This is a genomic window from Actinomycetota bacterium, assembly GCA_030019255.1.
Taxonomy (GTDB): domain Bacteria; phylum Actinomycetota; class Geothermincolia; order Geothermincolales; family RBG-13-55-18; genus Solincola_A.
This window is the reverse complement of record JASEFK010000017.1, coordinates 1-19,329: the sequence shown is the minus strand read 5'-3', so window position 1 is coordinate 19,329 and position 19,329 is coordinate 1. Positions and strand designations below refer to the sequence as shown.

The 19,329-nt window shown below is 63.7% G+C and carries 14 protein-coding genes; 3 read left to right on the top strand and 11 right to left on the bottom strand.

Annotation, left to right across the window (positions count from 1 at the left end; genetic code table 11):
* Positions 1-272: 272 nt before the first annotated feature.
* The 11 genes from flgK to QME84_11450 all read right to left on the bottom strand — a co-directional run bounded on the left by flgK (position 273) and on the right by QME84_11450 (position 13,344).
* Positions 273-1,685, bottom strand: coding sequence for a flagellar hook-associated protein FlgK (gene flgK, locus QME84_11500; GenBank protein ID MDI6874888.1), 1,413 nt, complete (start codon positions 1,683-1,685; stop codon positions 273-275).
* An 87-nt stretch (positions 1,686-1,772) separates the two neighbouring features.
* Complete coding sequence (locus QME84_11495; GenBank protein MDI6874887.1) at positions 1,773-2,384, bottom strand: hypothetical protein; 612 nt, start codon at positions 2,382-2,384, stop codon at positions 1,773-1,775.
* Complete coding sequence (locus tag QME84_11490; protein ID MDI6874886.1) at positions 2,377-2,781, bottom strand: hypothetical protein; 405 nt, start codon at positions 2,779-2,781, stop codon at positions 2,377-2,379. The genes QME84_11495 and QME84_11490 overlap by 8 nt, the downstream gene beginning before the upstream one ends.
* 17 nt (positions 2,782-2,798) lie before the next feature.
* Positions 2,799-3,173, bottom strand: coding sequence for a hypothetical protein (locus QME84_11485; GenBank protein ID MDI6874885.1), 375 nt, complete (start codon positions 3,171-3,173; stop codon positions 2,799-2,801).
* A 141-nt stretch (positions 3,174-3,314) separates the two neighbouring features.
* The gene (locus QME84_11480) at positions 3,315-4,076 is read right to left on the bottom strand and encodes a flagellar hook basal-body protein (GenBank protein ID MDI6874884.1); all 762 of its coding nucleotides are present in this window, start codon (positions 4,074-4,076) and stop codon (positions 3,315-3,317) included.
* A gap of 26 nt (positions 4,077-4,102) precedes the next feature.
* Entirely contained in the window at positions 4,103-4,264 is a 162-nt protein-coding gene (locus tag QME84_11475) for a hypothetical protein (GenBank protein ID MDI6874883.1), read from the bottom strand.
* A gap of 52 nt (positions 4,265-4,316) precedes the next feature.
* Positions 4,317-5,069 carry a flagellar hook-basal body protein gene (locus tag QME84_11470; protein ID MDI6874882.1) on the bottom strand — a complete coding sequence of 251 codons (753 nt, stop codon included), beginning with the start codon at positions 5,067-5,069 and terminating at the stop codon, positions 4,317-4,319.
* A gap of 1 nt (position 5,070) precedes the next feature.
* Complete coding sequence (locus tag QME84_11465; GenBank protein ID MDI6874881.1) at positions 5,071-7,692, bottom strand: ATP-binding protein; 2,622 nt, start codon at positions 7,690-7,692, stop codon at positions 5,071-5,073.
* A gap of 318 nt (positions 7,693-8,010) precedes the next feature.
* The gene (locus QME84_11460; GenBank protein MDI6874880.1) at positions 8,011-9,540 is read right to left on the bottom strand and encodes a response regulator transcription factor; all 1,530 of its coding nucleotides are present in this window, start codon (positions 9,538-9,540) and stop codon (positions 8,011-8,013) included.
* Between the two features lie 102 nt (positions 9,541-9,642).
* On the bottom strand, positions 9,643-11,487 hold the full coding sequence (locus tag QME84_11455; GenBank protein MDI6874879.1) for a GAF domain-containing sensor histidine kinase: 1,845 nt from the start codon (positions 11,485-11,487) through the stop codon (positions 9,643-9,645).
* Positions 11,488-12,459: 972 nt separating this feature from the next.
* The gene (locus tag QME84_11450; protein MDI6874878.1) at positions 12,460-13,344 is read right to left on the bottom strand and encodes a helix-turn-helix transcriptional regulator; all 885 of its coding nucleotides are present in this window, start codon (positions 13,342-13,344) and stop codon (positions 12,460-12,462) included.
* A gap of 599 nt (positions 13,345-13,943) precedes the next feature.
* Between QME84_11450 and QME84_11445 the strand changes: the two genes are divergently transcribed.
* From QME84_11445 to QME84_11435, 3 genes are all read left to right on the top strand, one after another.
* Positions 13,944-16,748 (top strand): chemotaxis protein CheA, encoded by a 2,805-nt coding sequence (locus QME84_11445; GenBank protein MDI6874877.1) that lies wholly within the window; start codon positions 13,944-13,946, stop codon positions 16,746-16,748.
* A gap of 148 nt (positions 16,749-16,896) precedes the next feature.
* Positions 16,897-17,415, top strand: a complete 519-nt coding sequence (locus QME84_11440; GenBank protein MDI6874876.1) for a chemotaxis protein CheW — start codon at positions 16,897-16,899, stop codon at positions 17,413-17,415.
* Positions 17,416-17,445: 30 nt separating this feature from the next.
* The coding region (locus QME84_11435) for a PAS domain-containing protein (protein MDI6874875.1) at positions 17,446-19,329 on the top strand (1,884 nt) is incomplete at its 3' end.

Here is a 19,329-nt window from a genome sequence, read left to right as displayed (position 1 = left end):
CCTCCCCGCCTCGTGCCTCTCCGCGCGCCGCCACCGCGAAGCGCGTGGGCCGACTCCCCGCGCGTCTCCTCTGCGCGGACCGTGAAGTCCTCCCTCTCGTCTTTTCATCACTCCCTCGGTTCGCCCGGCGCCCGGAGCGACCTTTCGCCCGCCAGTAACCCCTCGCTCCGTCCGTTATCTGGTAATTGTTACCATTATCCCCGCCGCTTCCCCTTCCCTCGCCGCGAGGGCCTTGCCACCCGTTCCCGTCCCCGGCACGCCTCCCTTCCCGCTTACCTCCCCACGATGCCCATTCCCTGGATGAGGGTGGCGATGGCGTCGTCCATGGCCGTCACCGCGCGCGCCGCCGCCTGGTAGGCGTGGAGGGCCTCCTGCAGGCGCACCATCTCCTCGTCCAGGTTCACCCCGCTCACCGATTCCCGCCATTTCTCCACCTGCGAGGTGAGGATCTTGGTGTTCTCCAGGTCGGCGTACATGGCCCGGGCGTCGGTGCCCACCCTGGCCACCACGCCCCGGTAATAATCCATGAAGGTATATTCACCGAACATGGTCCTCTCGTCCCGCAGGGAGGCGATGCGACGGGCGTTCTCCGCGTCCCCGGGCCCCGTCCCCAGGGAGGCGGCGATGCCCGACGGGTCCTCCAGCAAGGCGGGATTGACCCTGATTTCCTCCAGGGTGCTCCCCAGGAAAAAGTCCTGGAACGGGGTGCCGGCCACGGCGTTGCCCGCAAGGTCGTATCCCTCGGAATGCAGCTGGTTCACCCTTTGGGCCAGGGTCTCCGTCAGCCGGTTCAGCTCCTCCCTCAGGCCCGGAAGGTACTCGTCCCGCATCTCGTACACCGCGTAGAGGGAGCCTCCCCGCACCTCCAGGGGCCGTCCGTCGGTCTCCCAGGTCAGCCGGTGATAACCCGAGGCCTCCTCCTCCGCCGCCACCCGGTAGACGGCATCCCCGCGCACCAGCGCCCGGTTGCCCATGTACACGTCGACCTCCCCGTTCTCCTGCTGCACCACGTGCACGAAAACCAGTTTCTGGAGCTCGGAGAGGAGACGGTCCCTCTCGTCCAGCAGGTCGTTGGGATTCACCCCGCTTCCCGCCATCCGGCGAATCTTGCCATTGATGTCCGCCAGGTAGGAGGCGTGATGGTTGATGGAGGCAACCGAACTGACAAGCTCGAAGTCCAGGTTGCCCTGCAGCGCCCGTATCTCTGCTCCCAGCCGATTGAAGGCCCCCGCCAGCGCCTCCCCCTGGTAGATGAGACTCCGTCGCACGGCCAGGCTCTCCGGGTTCAGAGTGAGCTCCTCCCAGCCGCTGAAGAAGGCGGCCAGGGCGCTGCCCAGCCCCTGCTCGCCGGGTTCGCCGAATATCCCTTCCACCTGGGAGATGACGTCCGCCATCTGCTGCTTCTCCTGCAGGAGGCCCATCTGCTCGCGCAGCTGGTAGTCGATAAAGGCATCGGCCACCCGCACGATCTTTTTCGCCTCCACCCCCGTCCCCTGCTGATGGCGGACGTGGAAGTAGAGGGAGGTCTCCAAGGGATAGGGCGGGGAGGCGGTGAGCTCCACCCTCTGCCGGGTGTAGCCGGCGGTGGAGGCGTTGGCGATGTTGTGGCTGATGGTCTCCATCACCTTGCGCTGGGTCCGCAGGCCGGAAAAGGCTATCTGCAGGCCGAAGAACGTGGAACTCATCTCGTCACCTCCACCGCGGTCCCGTGGGACCCGCCGGCGCGGCGCGTCCCTTCTTCCCCACCGCGGAAGCACGCCTCCCCGGTCTCATCACGTGCTGTACAAGGTCCTTTTTTCCCATCCCCGCGTCCACCTCCGGGCGCCGCTGCAGTCGTAGGGAACCCATCCTCCCGAGGCCTCGGCGACGACGGAGAGGTAACGCTCCATCCCCGCACCCAGGAGGAAGAAGAGCTTCTCGTTGGCCGCCTGCCTTTGCAGGACCTCCGCCGCCAGCCTGCCCACGTGCTCCAACCGCGAGGTCACGGGCCCATCCTCTCCGCGGTCCAGGAGACGCGCCAGGGCGGGCATGTCGATACCTTCCGGAAAACCGGCGAGGCAGTTCTTCATCCTCGTCCCGAGGGCTTCCAGTTCCCCGGTTACGGCGTCCAGCTCACCGCACAATCGCGAGGTTCTCCCCTGCTCGCCCGCCGCCTCCCGGAGGCTCTCCGCCAGGAGGCGGGCCTCCTGGAGAAGCGCAATCAGTTTCTCCAGCAGGGATTCCACCTCTCCGCGCACCTCCTCCGCCCGGGGATACAGGGCTCCCCTCGCGGCGGTCCACCCCGCCATGCGCACTTCCCCTTTCCGGAAACCCTCCACGCCGGCGGCATGCCCCCGCGTGAAGGGCAAACCGGAAAGGCGCGCCCTCGCTTTCTCCTCACTCATGGGCGTCCTCCCTCCGCGCCTTGATGGTGCGCAGCGAGTACATGCCCTCCCGGGTCCTGGACTCGCGGTAGAGCTCGCGGGCCATCTTGCGTACCTTGGCCTCGCAGGCCGGACAACGCTTCCCGGCGGAGATCTCCTTGCCGCACATCTCGCAGGTTAGCGTCACCCGCTCCTTGGAGCGCAGGACCAGCCGTCCTTCCCTCACGAACTTCTCCAAAGTCTCCACGGGAATGTCCAAGCGTTGCACCAGCTCCATCATCCCCAGGCCGGGATGGCGATAGAGTTCCTCCTTGGCCCTTTTCAGCATGGCCTCTTCCTCCTCCCGGCATTCCTCGCAAAGGCGACTGGACAGGGAAGAAAACAGCTTTCCGCACTTCTCGCAGTTGATCATGCGCATTTCCGCTCACCACCCGCCTACCCGTCCCCAGGCGTTTTCCCCTCCTCACCGGCAATACCTACCAGGCCACGGTAGAGGGCCTCCCCCAGCCCTAAGACGCCCCGCGCGGCGAGGAATTCGGCCAGGGCGCTCAAGGCGTCCGAGGCATACAATTCCGCCCCCATCGCGCCCGGCGAGCCTCCCGACTCCCCCTCGCCGAAGAGGGGCGACGGGGACCCCAGTATCCGCTCCAGGCCGGACGCGGAGAGGATCTCCCGGATGAAGAGGGCCTCGAAGCGCGAACAGGCCCTCCGCAGGTCCCGGTCCCCGTTGTTCCTTCCCGTCTCTGCGATACTCGAGTTCGTGCCGGGCACGGAGGCGACCCCATAAACCCACGGCCAGATGGCGTTCATCGACGACCTACCCTCCCCCTCGTGATTTCCCGTCCCCGGCGGGGGCGGGAAGAGCCTTGCATTCCGTTCCCCGGCTCCATATCCCGTCGCGGTCCGCTATTTCCAGGCTTTTTCCCATCCCGCTCGCCATGCCGTCCCGCCTCAACCTCTCACTATCCTGTTCGCCGCGTCCAGGGCTTCGTCGCAGGCCTGCAGCATCCTGGAGTTGAGCTGGTAGGCCCGCAGGGCGGTAATCATGCGCACCATCTCGTCCGCCACGTCCACGTTGGACCTCTCCAGGCAGCCCTGGCGCAGGAGCCCCAGCCCCCCTTCGCCGGGCAGGTCGGCCACCGGTTCCCCCGAGGCGGCGGTGGCCACGAAGATGCCGTCTCCCCTGGCCTCCAGTCCCTGGGGATTGGGAAAGCGCGCCAGGATGATGCGACCGATTTCCTCCTCCCCTCCCCCGGGGACGGGGACCCTCACCGCGCCCCTCTCGTCCACCACCAGCTCCGTGACCCCCGGGTCCAGGCGCAGGGGGGGCTCCAGGAAGTACCGTCCGTTCAGGGTGAGCCGTCCCTCCGCGTCCAAGCCCAGGACGCCCGCCCGCATGAAGCCCAGGCTCCCGTCCTCCAAGTGGACCAAAAAAAAGCCCTCTCCCTCCACGCACAGATGGTGGGGGTTGTCCGTGCGTTCCACGATCCCCTGCCGGAAGTCCCTGCTCACTTCCCCCGGCCTGGTCCCCAGGCCTATCCGGTCCACCGGCTCGGGGCTGGTCCCGCCGGGGGGAGCCACGAGGTCCGAGAAGCGGGGAAGGGAACGCTTGAAGCCCGGCGTGTTCACGTTGGCCAGGTTGTTCGCGGTGACGTCCATCATCAACTGGTGAGCCAACAAGCCGGAAGCGGCGTTTCTCAAGGCCGGTAACATGTTCCTCGCCTCCCCTTCCTCCTTGCCTACCGCCTCGCGCGATCCCTCGCCGGGACGGCGCTTCCCACGTTCTCCAGCACGCGGGATATCTCCCGCACCCCCAGCCTTCCCCGCCCGGCGGGGATGCGGTTCGGCGATCTTCTACCACGCCCCGAAATCGCGGTACCTCCCTCCACGCCTACCCTCATCACCCCGTTCCCCCTCCATCCGCTCCGAAAAGCGCGTCGGAGCCCATGGTGATTAAACCTTCCCCGTCTGGTTGACCAGCTTTTCCAGGGTACGGTCCTGGGCCAGGATCAGCCTCTGGTTGCTCTCGTACGCCCGCAGGCCCTCGATCATCTTGACCATCTGGTCCACGGCGTTGACGTTGGAGGCCTCCAGGTACCCCTGGGCTACCCGGACGCCAGCCCGGCGCGGGGCCTGGGTGGAGGAAAAATATCCCCCGCCCACCTTGCGCAAGCTCCCCAGGTCGTCGAAGGCGTAGAGTCCCAAGCGGGTCCGCGCCGCGCCGTTCACGTTGACCGTCCCGTCCTCTTCCACCACGAGCTCCCCGTCCACCAGGATGGGACGGCCTTCCTCGTCAAGCACCTCGGCGCTGTCGGAGGTGACCAGGATACGCCGGGCGTCCAGGTGGAAGGAGCCGTTGCGGGTATAGAGGATCTCCCCTCCCCGCCGCACGGCGAAAAATCCCTCCCCGTCCAGCGCCAGGTCCGTGGGCACGCCGGTCTCCTCGAGCGCTCCCTGGGAGAAATCGGTCCTCACCTCGCCGAGGAGGACCCCGCCCGTGTACGCCCCCAGTGGCTGGGCCCTGGAGCCGACGCTTCCCTCCTCCCCCTCCAGGGCCACCATGGACCGGGAGGGGAAGGAGCGGAACACGGCCAGGTCCTGCTTGTACCCGTGACTGGAAACATTTGCCAGATTGGAAGCCACCACGTCCTGCCTGAAAAGCCAAGCGCGCATGCCCGCGAACGAGGAATAGAGACCCCGCAACATGTCAAGCCCTCCCCGTATCTCGCTGCTCTTGGGCCTCGACCAGGCCCATGACCTTGCTTGTAATTTCTTCCATGTCGGAACCCGCGTTCGCCTCCCCCTCCGCGCTCACGGCCTCGGCGGGGGGGAGCAGCACGGTAAACGTGGAGCCGCGACCCGGCTCGCTCCTCACCTCCACCTTCCCCCTGTGGAGTTCCACTATCTCCGCCACCAGGAAAAGCCCTATGCCCAGCCCCTGCGATCTCCTGGCGTCGCCGCGGTCCACCTGGGCGAACCGGCGGAAGATGAGGGGGAGGTGCCACTGGGATATCCCTATCCCCCGGTCCTCGACGGAGAGGAAGACGCCGTCGGACCTCCGGCCCACGGTCACCGTGACCTCCGTTCCCGGGGGCGAGAATTTCCTGGCGTTGTCCAGAAGATTCCAGAGCACCCGCCTCATCTTGGTCTCGTCCGCCAGGCACGCGCAGGACCCTGGCATGCGCACGAACCTGTAGGCGTGGTCCCCGTCCGCCACCCGGGCCTGCCTGGTCACCTCTTCGGCGACCAGGTCCAGCTCCACCGGGGCTTTTCGGAGGACCAGTTCCCGCCTGCTCGCCTTGGCGGTGTCCAGGATGTCCACGATCACACCCTTGAGCTTCTCCGCCGCCCGGCGGGTGTGCCACAGGGAATCCCGCCGGGTGAGCTCGTCCAGGCGCTCCCAGTTCTCGCACAGGACCTCGAGGTACCCGAGGACGATGGACAGGGGGGTCCGGAGCTCGTGGGAGACGCAGGCCAGGAAATCGTCCTTGAGGAATTCCACCTCCTTCTCCTCGGTGACGTCCCTGACCACCACCACCTCCCCCGCCGCCTCCCCCGCCGGGAGCCGGACCTTGGACTTGTAGGCCCGAACGTAACGGGGAGGTTCCATGGGAACCATCATCTCCTCGCTGACCACGTTTCCTCCCTCGCCGCTCGACTCGCGTACAAAACGGTAAAGGGAGGGGTGGAGGTCTTCCTCCTCCAGCCCGCGGCCGATCACGCCCCTTTTCCGGAAATCGAAGAGGCGGTCGGCCACCCGGTTGGCGGCGATGAGCTTGCCCTCCCCGTCGAAGACCAACACCGCGTCCTGCATGGCGTCGAAGACCGCGGTCAACTTGCCCTCCTCGCGGAGGGCCTCCTCGTAGAACGCCGCTCTCAAGAAGGAGGATTGCACCGCACCTACCAGTGAATCGGCAATCGAGAACAGGAAATCGCCGTCCAGTCCCTCTTCCCGGGAGGAGAGGACCACGCACCACCATTCGCCGTCCATCGAGGAGGAGGCGGGAAAAAGAAAGGCCTCCTCCACTCCCGCCTCCTCCAGTGCTTCCGGACCGCCGCAGATGCCCACCAGGTCCAGCCTCCGGAAAAGCGCCCACTTCTCGCCGTTCGAGGTCCGGAGGCGGGCCTCCCCGAGCACCCTCTCCAGGAAGGGAAGCGCCGCGGGGTTTGTTCCCCGCTCCTTGCCCTCTCCCCAGCGGGCGAGCACCGAGGGGCGCGCGTCGCCTTCCCGGCTCCAGAGGAGGAGCAAGGCCTCCGTTCCTCCCACCATGGAGGGGAGGGTCCGGGCCAGGTAGTCCGCCATCTCCTCCCGGAAGAGGCATTCGGAGAGATCGGAGAGGAGCGCGTTGAGGGCGGAGAGACCCTTTTCCCTCTCCCGCAGCTTCCGGTAGTGGTCGGAGATCTTGATTCCCGCGGCCAGCTGGGCGGCCAAGGCCTGCAGGAACTCGAGGTCCGTCTCGTCCACGTGCGGCTCCCGGAGGGCGCACTTGATCATTCCCAGGAGCTCGCCCTCCAGGCGCACGGGCACCTCGAGGATGACCGCCCCCTCCCGCACCAGGCCGGGGGTCAGGCACTCCTCCATGGCCGCGATCAGGTTGTCCAGCCCCTTTTCCCGGGCCTTGCGGTAAAGGGCGTTGCGCATCCCCGTATCCAGCTCGATCAGCTCCTCGCCGAGTTTCACGGCTACGCCCCGCAGCCGGGAGCGGTCGGAGGGATCGAGGAGGGCCAGGTAGGCCATCCTGGCGCCCACCAGGCGCTCCACGATGCCCAGGACCCTCTCCATCAAGCGCTCGGGGTCCGTTTCCTCGGCCAGGATACGGGAGACCTCCATGAGGGCCCGCGAGTGCCTGCCGCTCCGCGTTTCCTCCTCCGCCGCTCCACGGATAAGCCTGCCCAGGCTCTCCCTGACCGCGTCGCCCACGGTGGTCGGGGACCGCAGGCTCCCCCGGTACTCTCCCCTGTCCCCCAGGACGATATAGAGGGTCCTGCGCCCCCCGGCGGGGATGTCGAAGAAGTCGAAATGGCGCAGCCCCAGCCGGTTCACGAAGTGCAATAAAAAGGAGGAAAGACCCTCGTCCTCCCCGGCGGAAAGCGTTCGCGGAGGGGAAATGCCTCCCTGCATCGGCACGGGAACATCCTCCACCGGGAAGCCCTCGTCCTCCCCGGGATAACCGGCGAGGTAAACCAGGTGCCCGGTTTCGCCTTCCTTGAGGAAGGCCAGTCCCACGTCGAAGGGAACCAGCCCGGCCAGCTTTTCCAGGAGCTCCCGGGCTCCTCTTCCCAGGTCCCGCCCGGAGGGCAGGGAGTAGAGGCGACCGAACTCGGCCACCCGGCCTCTTCTCCGTTCCCAGCGTTTCGCCTGCATTTCCCTCTCTTGATTCTTCCTGCCCGAACGCCGAAACCGCGTCTCCGTGACCGGCGGCATTCCCCGGAAGGCCGGGGATACCCAGGCGGCGCCCTCCCGCGGCCGGGCCAGGCGCGATCCGAACCGCGAGAAAACGCCTTTCCGTCTCTCCTGCATAATCACCCGGGCATGGAGATACCTGACCACCCTAATGGAGAGGCGCGGAGGAGCATTTTGGGGGATATTACCGGGAAAGATGTGCGGAGAAGAAGGGTATCCGGCTCTCGAAGCGCGCCCGTGCGCTCACCAGGTCTCCTCGCTCAACCCCTTGAGGAGACTTCCCATGCAGGCCGCAAAACCTTGCAAGACGTCCGCCTCCTCCTCGGGGGAGAAATCCTCCGGGAGGACCAGGGCCAAGAGGAAGGGGGGGAAGGGCGGCCACGCCCTGGAGCTCCCCCCATCCAGGTGCAGGAAACCCTCTTCCCTCTCGCCCTCCCTCTCCGGGGCATCCGGGTCGACGGGAAGGACCAGGAGAGTGGAGCCGTCGTCTTCCGTTTCCTGCCATTGCCATCTCCGGGTCCCGCTGGGAGACACCGGGGTTCGCGGGGGATCCACGTACGCGGTACTTCCGGCGATGACCTTTGCCAGGGCGGCGGCCTCTTCCTCGGAAAGGCCGTACTTGCAAACCACCCTCCACCTTCCCCCCTCGCTCCTCCCGAACAAGGTTCCCGACCTCAGCCCCAGGCTCTCCACCAGGATCTCCAACATTCTCCGCAGGTTTGCACCGCCTGCCGCCTCGCCCGCCACGTAACGGAGCAGGTCCCTGAGCCTCCCGTTGGCCTCCTCCAGCCTCGATTTCTCCCGGCGCAGGCCGAGGAGGTCCAGGAACACCGCCGCCTGGTCGGAAAGGAGACCCAGGTAGCGGACGAGAGGCGGCGAGAGATGGAAAGGCCTGGAACCGGCGATGAGCATGAGGGCCTCCAGCCCGTCCCCCAAGAACACGGGGTTGATCACCAGGTGGATGTAGGGACTTCTCCAACCCCGGGCCCGGTTCCTGAGCCGGTGTTCGTTGCACACAACTGGATGCCTTCCGTCCACCAGGGCGACCAACTCGAAGAGGTCCCTTTCCGAGAGCGACCATCCTTCCGCCTCGCAGATAGGCGGTCTCCTCTCCTTCCTGAGCTTTCCGGTTTCCATGCCAAAGGCGTCGCCGTTCCGGAAGGCCAGCGCGTACAGCTCTCCCCCACAGAGCTCCGCCGCGCAGGAGGCCAGGAAATCTAGGGCCTCCTCACCCCTGTAAAATGCGGCGAAGGCCTGGCCCAGCATCCCGAGGACGGAATCGGCCAGCCGGAAGCTACTGATGAGCGGTTCGGTGACCTCGGAAGGAAGATCGATCCTGCCCCACATCACCCGGCGGATGGTTCCCACGAGGTCTTTCAAGGGCACGCCCTTGAGGACATAGGTGTCCGCCCCGTGCTTCAGGGCCTCCGAGACGTAGAGCTCCTCTTCGTGGGCGCTAAGGGCCACGATCCTCAGGCCCGGGTAATTCCCCCGGAGGACGCGGATGAGCTCCAGGCCGTCCATCTCCGGCATGCGGATGTCCACCAGCACCAGGTCGGGGCGCGTTCTCTCCACCACCTCCAGCGCCGCGCGCCCGTTGGAAGCTTCTCCCAGTAGGGTCATGTCCTCCTGCAGGGAAACGATGCGGGCAATGGAAGAGCGAACGCTCTCGTGGTCATCCACCACCACGATGCCGATGGTGCCGGTGTCATGCTCGGTGTCGCTCTCGGCTTCATGCCCTCCGGACAATGAAAGGCTCGCTTCCTTTTCCACCTCGCGTCCTCCTCCCCCCGCCTCCCGGGGACTACACGCTCCCGGGACGGCATCCCGTGCCTTCCTCCCCGCAGGATCACGCCTCCCGAAGAAGGAATACCCCTACACGGCGACTGGAATCCTTATCACCACCTCGGTTCCCCCACCCGGCCTCGATCGGATGTCCATCTCCCCCCCGCTGAGATCCACCCTCTCCCGGAGGGATCTCAACCCGAAATGCTCCTCGCTTCCGCGACCCGTAAGCACCCTCTCGGGATCGAAGCCCACCCCGTTGTCCCGCACCGCCATGACCAGGAACTTTCCCTTCCGGTAGAGCTTCACCTCCACCTCCGTCGCCCGGGCGTGTTTCCTTACATTGGAAAATATCTCCTGGGCCATGCGGTACACGCTCACCCCCACGTCGTGGTCCAGCTCCCCCATTTCCTCGTCCACGTAGAGAAAGCTCCTGATGTCCAGCTCCTCCTCCAGGCGGTTGAGGTAATCCTCCAGGGCGGGCACCAACCCCGCGTCGTCGAGGATGGACGGGCGCAGGTCGAAGAGAAGGCGACGCATGCAGGTAATGTTCCTCTGCAAGTCCTTCTTTATTCCCCGCAAGAGGTCCAAGGCCTTGGCGTTGTTCTCCTCCTCCAGCATCATCTCCGCCGCCTCCAGCTGGTAGAAACAGCTGATGAGGGACTGGATGGTGTCATCGTGGATGTCGGAGGCAATCCTCTTCCTCTCGTCCTCCTGGGCGTTGATGATCTTGGTGAGGAGCTTGCGATGCAGCTGTTCCTTTTCCTCCATGTTCCGGTGCAGGAAGGCGTTCTCCATGCCTATGGACCCCACCGCGGTCAGCGACTCCAGAACACGGAGGTCGGCTTCGCAGAACCTCCTTTCCTCGTCGGTTATCCCCAGGTTCAGGACCCCGAAGAGCTCGCCCTTGTGGAAGAGGGGATAGGAAATGGCGCTCTTCACCTTGGGGTCTATGCCCTTGAAGGCCTCCCCCTCCACCCGGTCCTGCAGGATGAGCGGCTTGCCGTGCTTGGCCACCCAGGCCGCGATGCCCGACTCGGCCTTGCGGGGAGCGCTTACGTCCACGTTCTCCGGGAGGTTGTGCCAGGCCGCGAAGCGCAGCTCGCCGCTCTGTTCCTCGTAAACGTATATGGATCCGCGGTCCGCGGCCAGCAGGGCCATGGCCGTGGAGAGGAGCAGGTTCATGGCCTTCCGGAAGTCGGTGATCTCCCCCATCCGGGTGGCGATCTTGGAGATGGTGGCGTCCAGCCTCTGCCGGCGCTCGTTGAAATCCCGGAAGAAGAGATCGTCCATGACCAGGGAACAGCGCTCGGAGGCCAGCATGAAGGCCAGGACGTCCTCCCTGGTCCAATCCTCCTTCTGGAGGACCAGGACCACGGAGACGGGGAGCAGCGCACAACCGTGGCAGGCAGAGCCGAACCCATTTCCGCGCGCGCTCTTCTTGAAACAGCAGTCCCCGGAATAGAAGGGTACCTCCCAGCAGTAGAAACGGTTCCCGGAAGCCCTTGCCCGCCTGGAGAACAGGCAATTCACCCTCTCGCACCCGCCGGCCGCCAGGCGTCCGGGCACGGGAAAAGCCGCGTTCTTGAAACCGCGGAAAAAGGCAGGGATACCATCCTCGTGGCCGTTGATGAACAGGACCTCTTCCTCGCCGCGTGCCAGCAGGTTAAGGATGAACTCCTCGGCTTCCAGGGGTACGAAGTGAAGGCGGGGATGCCTTTTCTTCTGCAGGTACTGCCGCAGCGAGATGTTGGGAAGGGCCAGGTATGCTCCCGCGAAACCCATGCGGGTCACCAGCCATTCGAACAGCTCGGAGAGGGCCTCCGAGGGTTCCACCGCTACGCCGAGGGAAGGGAGATCGTTCCAGGCGGCGGAACGTTCCCCAGCCAGCTTGAGGTCGCTAAAGAGGCGTTGTTCGTCTCCAATGTATACCACGGTTTCTCTTCTCCCAGAGCCCCAAACTGTTCAGCCGGTCCAGGGGATGTGGAAGTAGCCCACGCCCCACCCTTCGCCGAGCTTTTCCTCCCTCTCCATCGTGTTACCGTCGTGTTTCCACGCCAAAATGCATAACTATATTAATCGAACCGCCTTGCAAGATCCACGACGTAAACCATAAAAGGGGTTGATGCAAAGGTACACCTTTGGGGGGATTTCGGGCCTCCAGGCCACGGAGCCCGAAGGGTGCGCAACAAGTTCCCGGAGCAATCGCCATTGAAAACATGCAATTGCACGAAGACGCATATTATCTGGGATGTCCATCGGGCATATCCAACCGGGACACCGGGCTTCACTCCCCGGGAAAGACTCGAGTGGACTTCGCGGCTCCAGCCGCCTGGTCTTCCGCCGTGCTTCTCGCGTTCCTCGTCTGGATGGACCTCCCCGGCACGCATTTCCCAAGAGCCTTACTTTCTTTTCCTCTTACCTCCAAACGGCATGCCTTGCTTCGACCGGCCCAAGAGTGTAGATCTCGAAGATGTAGCGCATGGCATTTATATTCCCGGCACAGGGCCGGAATACGATGCAATATTCCTTGCATTTTCCTTGTTCTCGTCAACCTCGTCGAGGAAAAGCCCGACCCAAGCACCGGTACTCGAAACTCCGGCCGGCATTCCCGTTTTTCCGTTTTCTCAATTACCAGACCCACGCCCCGGGATATAAATTCTTCAGGAAGACTCACGGATCTTGCGCTTAAGGCCAGGCTTACATGTTCCAACTCCCGGAACACGGATCTATTTAGAAGATGAGTCATGGTTCAAGCTCTTGCGGCTTTGTTTTCCAGGCTCAATCCATGGATATAAAATTCCTCCCCATGCGTTCTACAGGTTCGCGTAAATTAAATGAATTTTAATTAATTTAATATTATGAGTTTGAATTTATACTCATTAAGAATTATCTTTTAGTAGAACTTTAATTTTCCTCCCCAAGCCGCCTCGCTATTTCATACAACAACAATAATTCTTCCCTTCCCAGTCGCAGCGAGGCCTGGAGAAGTTTTTTCAGCGCATCCTCCCGGCGATGGGAGTTATCGATACCTTCAACTTCCATTTTACCCCCCTTGCAGGTACGTGTGTAAGTCACTCCCTTCTTATTCAAGTTACTTGTTCCGGTAGAAGCGTTAGCGGGGACCTCCACGACCCCTTCCGTGTCCCCCTCCCTTTCCAAGAAGGCCTCCACCCTTTCCTTCAATCTCCTCGAGATACGAGGGCACCTTTCGTTTTCGAGCAACGACAGGTAAGACGGGGATACGCCTATTCGTTCCGCCACTTCCTTCTGTTTTAACCCTAAACTTAACCTTTTATCTCTTAACATTCTACCGAGTGTCCTTCCTTCCCGGAAGGTTAATGAATTCCCGGATATTAAGTTTTGCCTGGAGGGGACCGGCTCTCTTTTTGCCTCGTACGCTTCCTCCTCGTCCGCTTCCATGACCGGCTCTATAACCCTATCCTTTGTCTCAGTATCCTTATACTTAATGTTAAGTTGAGGTTGATTTATTACTCCATGACCATGCCTCGATTTCTTTTCCCTTCCCTCGCTTATGTCCACAAGGTTTTTCCTCAAGTCCATGGCTTCGCGAAGGGCATCGCCACCCAATTCACCGATATGGTTCTCCAGGTAGCCCAAGGCTCTCTCCAGCTCATCTAAAGAGAGTGGCTTCCCACCGGGAACCGTGTCCATCTCCCGGGCGAGGTCAAGGATCATGGATCCCACCCTGCGCAGTTCCGCCGCCTGGGGTTTTCTGTCCTTCCCCTCCAGGAGCATGCCCAGGATGTCGACCGCCTCTTTAAGGTCCAAGCCCCCTCCTCCTTTCTGGCGACTTTAAATGTTAAATAATTTATTAAATTAATAATCCTCATTAAATTTAAGCATTCTTTTTTCAAGTTTCAAGATCAATGCCTTTGCACCTATAATTTAATCCTTCCTTTTTACCCCTTTGCTTTCCTCCCATGTATGGATTCCCCGCAGGCGTTTCCCATCGACAATGTCATTGAAGGCGTCTATATATGCCGAGTCACGTACAACAATAGCAACCGGAATTGAGGGACGGAGTGGTGAAGATGTTCATCTGCGGACCGACATGCGAAGTCTGTGTCTTTCTCAGCTGCAACTTCAACCCGAAGTTCGCGGAATCCGTCCGCCTTTTCCCGGGGAAAGGGCTCAAGCCGCCCCTCGGTCATCGGCTAGCGAGCTCCGCGAGGTCCTCCCGTCCATGGCTAGTCCTCCCCGGCCCGGAACCCTCTCCCTCCCGGCACTCCCCCGTTTTTCCCACCCCATAGAACTATCCGGTTGATGTCCATTCCCTCACGAAGCATGAACCTTGTTGCAGACAATTGATAAAACCGGTGCGCTGACTCGAAGAAACTCAGCTTGGTGAGGAGGGGGTACAAATAACCATGCCTTCTTCTCTGGAAGTGCTCCAACAGGAGCTGGAGAGCCTTTCCCTGGCCCTTGCCGCGGTGGACGAGCAAGAGAAGGATTCGCTTCCCGAGGTTCGCCCCGTCCTGGAAAGGGTGCTTGCCCTTCTCAAGCCTCCCCCTCCGGAGGTCAAGAACGAGGCCGTGGCCCTCTCCAGGGCCGCGGGCAAGTTCCTGCGGGGAAGGAAGGGGGGCTTCAAGGAACTGTCTCGAGCCCTCGACCGCCTGATCATCGCCCTTCAGGAAGAATCCATGGAAAAGCAACCCGGAGACGCGGAAGGAGAAGCGATCCCAGGCGGGGAACGCCCGGGAGCAAAAACCGCGGCCGGCATTCCTCCGGACTCGGAGATCGCCCTTACGGAGAGGGAGGTCGAGGAACTGTGCATGGACCTCGACGTCCTCGCGGGACTGGCCGAGGAACTGCAGCCCTCCTTCTTGCCCGGCATGCTCAACATCGTGGAACGCAACCGCAACCGCCCCTACCTCCCACCGTCCCTCGGTGAGAGGCTCGATTCCGCCAGGGAACTGTTGCTCCGCATCCAGGAGGGAGACTCCGACGCGGGCGCGGAGTTCCCCGCGCTCCTGGAGGCCATCCGCGAGGAACTCTCCTCTTTGGGTGAGGTCTTCGCCCGGGGCCTGGGCTCGCGCGCCGCGGAGGAGGAAGCCGCCCTGGAAGAGGGTCTGGAGCGGCTGGAGGAACTGGAATCCCTGCTCCTGGCGGCGGAGGAAGATCCGCGGCCGGATCTCGCCCCGGTGGCACGCCTTTTAAGGGAGCTCGCGGAGAGAGCCCCTTCCCTCGGCTTCGCCCGCCTTTCCGAGCCGCTGGCCGGGGTGTCCGAAATGTTGGCCTCGCTACCCCCGTCTTCCGACCTGGTTGACCTCCTTCTCCGGTTCAAGGACCGAACGCATTATCTTCTCCGGTCCCGAATGGAGGGGGGAGAGGAAGATGCCGAGGAGATCTTGGAGATCCTGGAAACCGTCTCTTCCTTCTCCACTCCGTCAAACCGGAAGACTGCTCCCGAATCGGGTGGCGCGGTCCAGGAATCACCCGAACTTCGGCCCCAGGAAGGACTGGAGGCGGACGAGGAGGAGCTTGCCGATTTCCTGGCCGAGGCCCCGGAGGACGTCCAGAGGATAGAGACCGCCCTCCTCGAGCTGGAAAAGGATCCCACCTCCAGGGAATGGCTCCACGAGGCTTTCCGGGGCTTTCACAACCTCAAGGGAAGCGCGGGCTTCCTGAACCTCAAGGACATGGTGAACGTGGCCCACGCCGCGGAGAACCTGCTGTCCGAGGCCCGGGAAGGAAGGGTGGAATTGACCGGCGCTTACGCCGACCTGGCCCTCTGCGCCCTCGACCTGCTCAAGGAGATGCTGCGAAGGGTGGAGGAGCACACGCGCGGGAACGGGTACTCCTCGCCCCTGAACTACCCTCAGGTGATGAAGAGGCTCCTGGCGTGGAAGGAGTTGGGTGGCGATTCCCCCGGCGGAACCGAGACCCGGTCTTTCCTTCCCGGGCGCCCCGCCGTCGGGTGCGGCGAGAAAGCCGGGGCGAGGGCCCCCTCCACGGCCCAGGAGAGCGGGGGCTCCGCGCCCGGCGGCCCATCTCTTTCCCAGCCCAAGGAGCATTTCGTGAAGGTAAGCACCCGGCGCCTGGACTCCCTAGTCGACGTGGTGGGCGAGCTGGTCATCGCCCACTCCATGGTGGCCCAGGAGGAGGAATTGAGATTCACCAGGAATCCCCGGTTGGCCAAGAACCTCTCCCAGCTTTCCAAGATCGTCCGCGAGCTCCAGGAACTGGCCATGTCCCTGCGCATGGTCTCCCTGAGAAACACGTTCCAGAAAATGGCAAGGGCTGCCCGGGACCTCTCGGTGCGCTCGGGCGTGCCCGTGGAGTTCACCTATTCCGGCGAGGACACGGAGATCGATCGCAACGTAGTGGAGGAGATCGCTAACCCCCTGGTGCACATGATTCGCAACGCCATCGACCACGGCATCGAGCCGCCGCAGGAAAGGCGGTCCCGCGGCAAGCCGGAGGCGGGCCGCCTGCACCTTCGCGGCTATCACCAGGGGGGCAACGTAGTCATCGAGCTCGAGGACGACGGCCGGGGAATAGACACCGAGAAAGTCCTGGCCCGGGCCATCTCCCTGGGCCTGGTGCGGGAGGGCGAGGAGCTCACCCGGGAGGAGATCCTGCAGTTCATCTTCAGCGAGGGTTTCTCCACCGCCGACAAGGTTACCGACATATCCGGGCGGGGCGTGGGCATGGACGTGGTGAGGCGCACGGTGGAGAACCTCCGGGGAAGGGTGGAGGTCCACTCCGAGCCGGGCCGCGGCACGCGAGTCACCCTCCGCCTCCCCTTGACCCTGGCCATCATCGACGGCATGGTTACCCGGGTAGCCGGGGAGAACTACATCCTGCCCTCCATCGCCATCCGGGAATCCTTCCGTCCCGAGCCGGGACAGGTGAAGACGGTCTCCGGCCGGGGCGAGGTCATCCTCTCCCGGGGGGAACTCATACCCCTCTTCCGCCTGCATCGCCTCTTCGCGCTACCCGGGGCGGAAGAGGATCCCTACCGGGCCCTGGTCCTGGTCCTGGGGGAAAACGGGAGGAAGTGCGGGCTCCTGGTGGACGACATCGAGGGCCAGCAGCAGGTGGTCATCAAGCCGCTGGGGGAAGCCCTTCCCCGCCTCCCAGGGGTGGCCGGGGGCGCCATCATGGGCAGCGGGCGGGTGGCCCTTATCCTCGATCCCCAGGAGCTGCTCGCCCTGGCCCTGAGGAGGTGATGCGGTGAGGGAAAAGGGGGATATTGCCGGATCCTTCGTAAAAGGGTCCCGCATCTTTATGCGACACCCTTTACGGGACCAGAGAAAGGTCAGGTAATTAGGCGGCGTCACGATGCGTCGTTCCTGGAGCCATGTAGGAGGTGAGCGCATGGAGACATCCACCGCTCAGTTGAACCGGAGCCGTAACCCGGGCCTGAACAAGTACCTCACCTTCGTCCTGGGAGACGAGGAGTACGGCCTGGACATCCTGAAGGTCAAGGAGATCATCGGCCTCATGGAGATCACCAAGGTGCCCCGCATGCCCGACTTCGTGCGGGGAGTCATCAACCTGCGGGGCAGGATCATCCCGGTCGTCGACCTGCGGCGCAAGTTCGGGATGCCCGAGCAGGAGGACACCCGGGAGACGTGCATCGTGGTCGTGGACCTGGACGGGACGAACATGGGGGTGGTGGTGGACCGGGTCTCCGAGGTCCTGGACCTGGTGTCCGAGGACATCGAGGAGACCCCGGAGTTCGGCGCCTCCGTGGACACCGAGTTCATCACCGGCATGGGGAAGTCCGGGAACCGGGTGATCATGCTTTTGGACATAGGGAAAGTGCTCCTGGGGGAGGAGCTGGCCTCCCTGGCCCGCCTGGAGGAACCCTCCAAACCCCCGGGGATGGAGTGAGCGGATGCTGCGTGTGGAGGTGAGCGGGCGATGTTGCGAAAGGTGAAACTGGGACCCAAGATCCTTCTATCCTTCGCCCTCTGCCTGGTTCTCCTGGTGGTGGTGGGAGTGGTGGGTATCGTCGGCATGGGATCCGTGCGCGGCGGCGTGAAGGATTTGGGGGACGACGTCTTGCCTTCCGTGGAGGCTCTCGACCAGGTGGATATAGGAATGAACGAGATCCTGGTGGGTACCCGGGGGTTGTGCATCGGGCGCATATTCCGGGATCCCACCACCCGCCAGGCCCAGTTCGACTACATCGCGGGCACCGGGCAGTACCAGGGGGCTGGGTTCTCGCGCATCGAGGAGCATTTGAAGCTGTACGAGTCCCTGCCCAAGACCACCGAGGAGACCCGCCTGTGGGAGCAGTTCAAGCCCCAGTACCAGGCCTTCAAGGAGGAAACGGACGCCTTCGTGGCCGCGGCCCGGGAATACGAATCGCTACTCAATTCCGGTGCGGACGAGGATGACCCCCGGGTGGAAGAGCTGGACACCCGCATCGAGGACCTCATGCTCTCCGCCCGGGAGAAGTGGAAGGAAGCCAACGCAACCCTGGACCAGATAGTGGAGGAGAACATGGCCGTGGCAGCCACCTCCCGGGACGCTGCCTATTCCACGGCCTCCCGTTCCACCGTGGTGTCCGTGATCATCCTGGTGTTGGGGGCCGTAGCCGCCCTGCTTATCGGCCTCTACTTCTGGAGGAACGTGAAGGGCATCCTCGGGGGGCTCATGGCCCAGGTCGAGTCCCTGGCCTCCGCCGCTATCGCGGGTGACCTGGACGCCCGCGGCGACCCGGAGAAGGTGAACTTCGAGTTCCGGCCCATCATCGAGGGCTTCAACGCCGTCCTGGACCGACTGGTCGGGTACATCGACAACCTTCCCTCTCCCTTCATGATCGTGGACAGGGAATTCAACATCCGCTTCATGAACCGGGCAGGAGCGGAGGTGATCGGGGCTCCCAAGGAACAGCTCCGCGGCACCAAGTGCTACAGCCACTTCAAGACCGGCGATTGTCATACGACGAATTGCGCCGTGGGAAGGGCCATGCGGGACGGCTCCGCGGCCAGCAGCAAGACCCACGCTCATCCGGGCGGCAAGGACTTGGAGATCTCGTATACCGGCTTACCCCTGCGGGATATGCAAGGAGAGGTCATCGGCGCCAGCGAGTTTGTCGTCGACCAGACGGAGATCAAACGTGCCGCCCGGCGCATGGAGAAGCTGGGAGAATACCAGTCCCGGGAGACGGAGAAGCTTATCTCCGCCATGGAGTCCCTCTCCACCGGCGACCTGGACACCGCCTACGAGGTGGACCCGGGGGACGAGGATACCGCCTCGGTGAAGGAATCCTACCTGGCCATCAAGGAGTCCCTGGACCGCCTCGTCTCCTACCTCCGGGAGATGGCCGAGGTGGCGGGCAAGATAGCCGTGCGGGACCTGGACCAGGAGGTGCGGCCCCTCTCGGAGAAGGACGCCTTCGGTATCGCCTTCCGGACCATGATCGAGAACCTCAACCAGGCCCTCTCCCAGGTGAGGGAGGCGGCCTCCCAGACCGCCGGGGCCTCGGAGCAGATCTCCGACTCCTCCCAGTCCCTGGCCCAGGGGGCCTCCGAGCAGGCCTCCTCCCTGGAGGAGGTCACCGCCTCGGTGGAGGAGATAGCGGGCATGAGCCGCCAGAATGCGGAGAGCGCCGAGGAGGCCCGCAAGCTGGCCCAGGAGGCCAAGGGCTCCGCCGACCGGGCGAGCGAGGCGGTGGAGAGGATGACCCAGGCCATCTCCGAGATCAAGGCCTCCTCCGACCAGACGGCCAAGATCATCAAGACCATCGACGAGATCGCCTTCCAGACCAACCTCCTGGCCCTGAACGCCGCCGTGGAG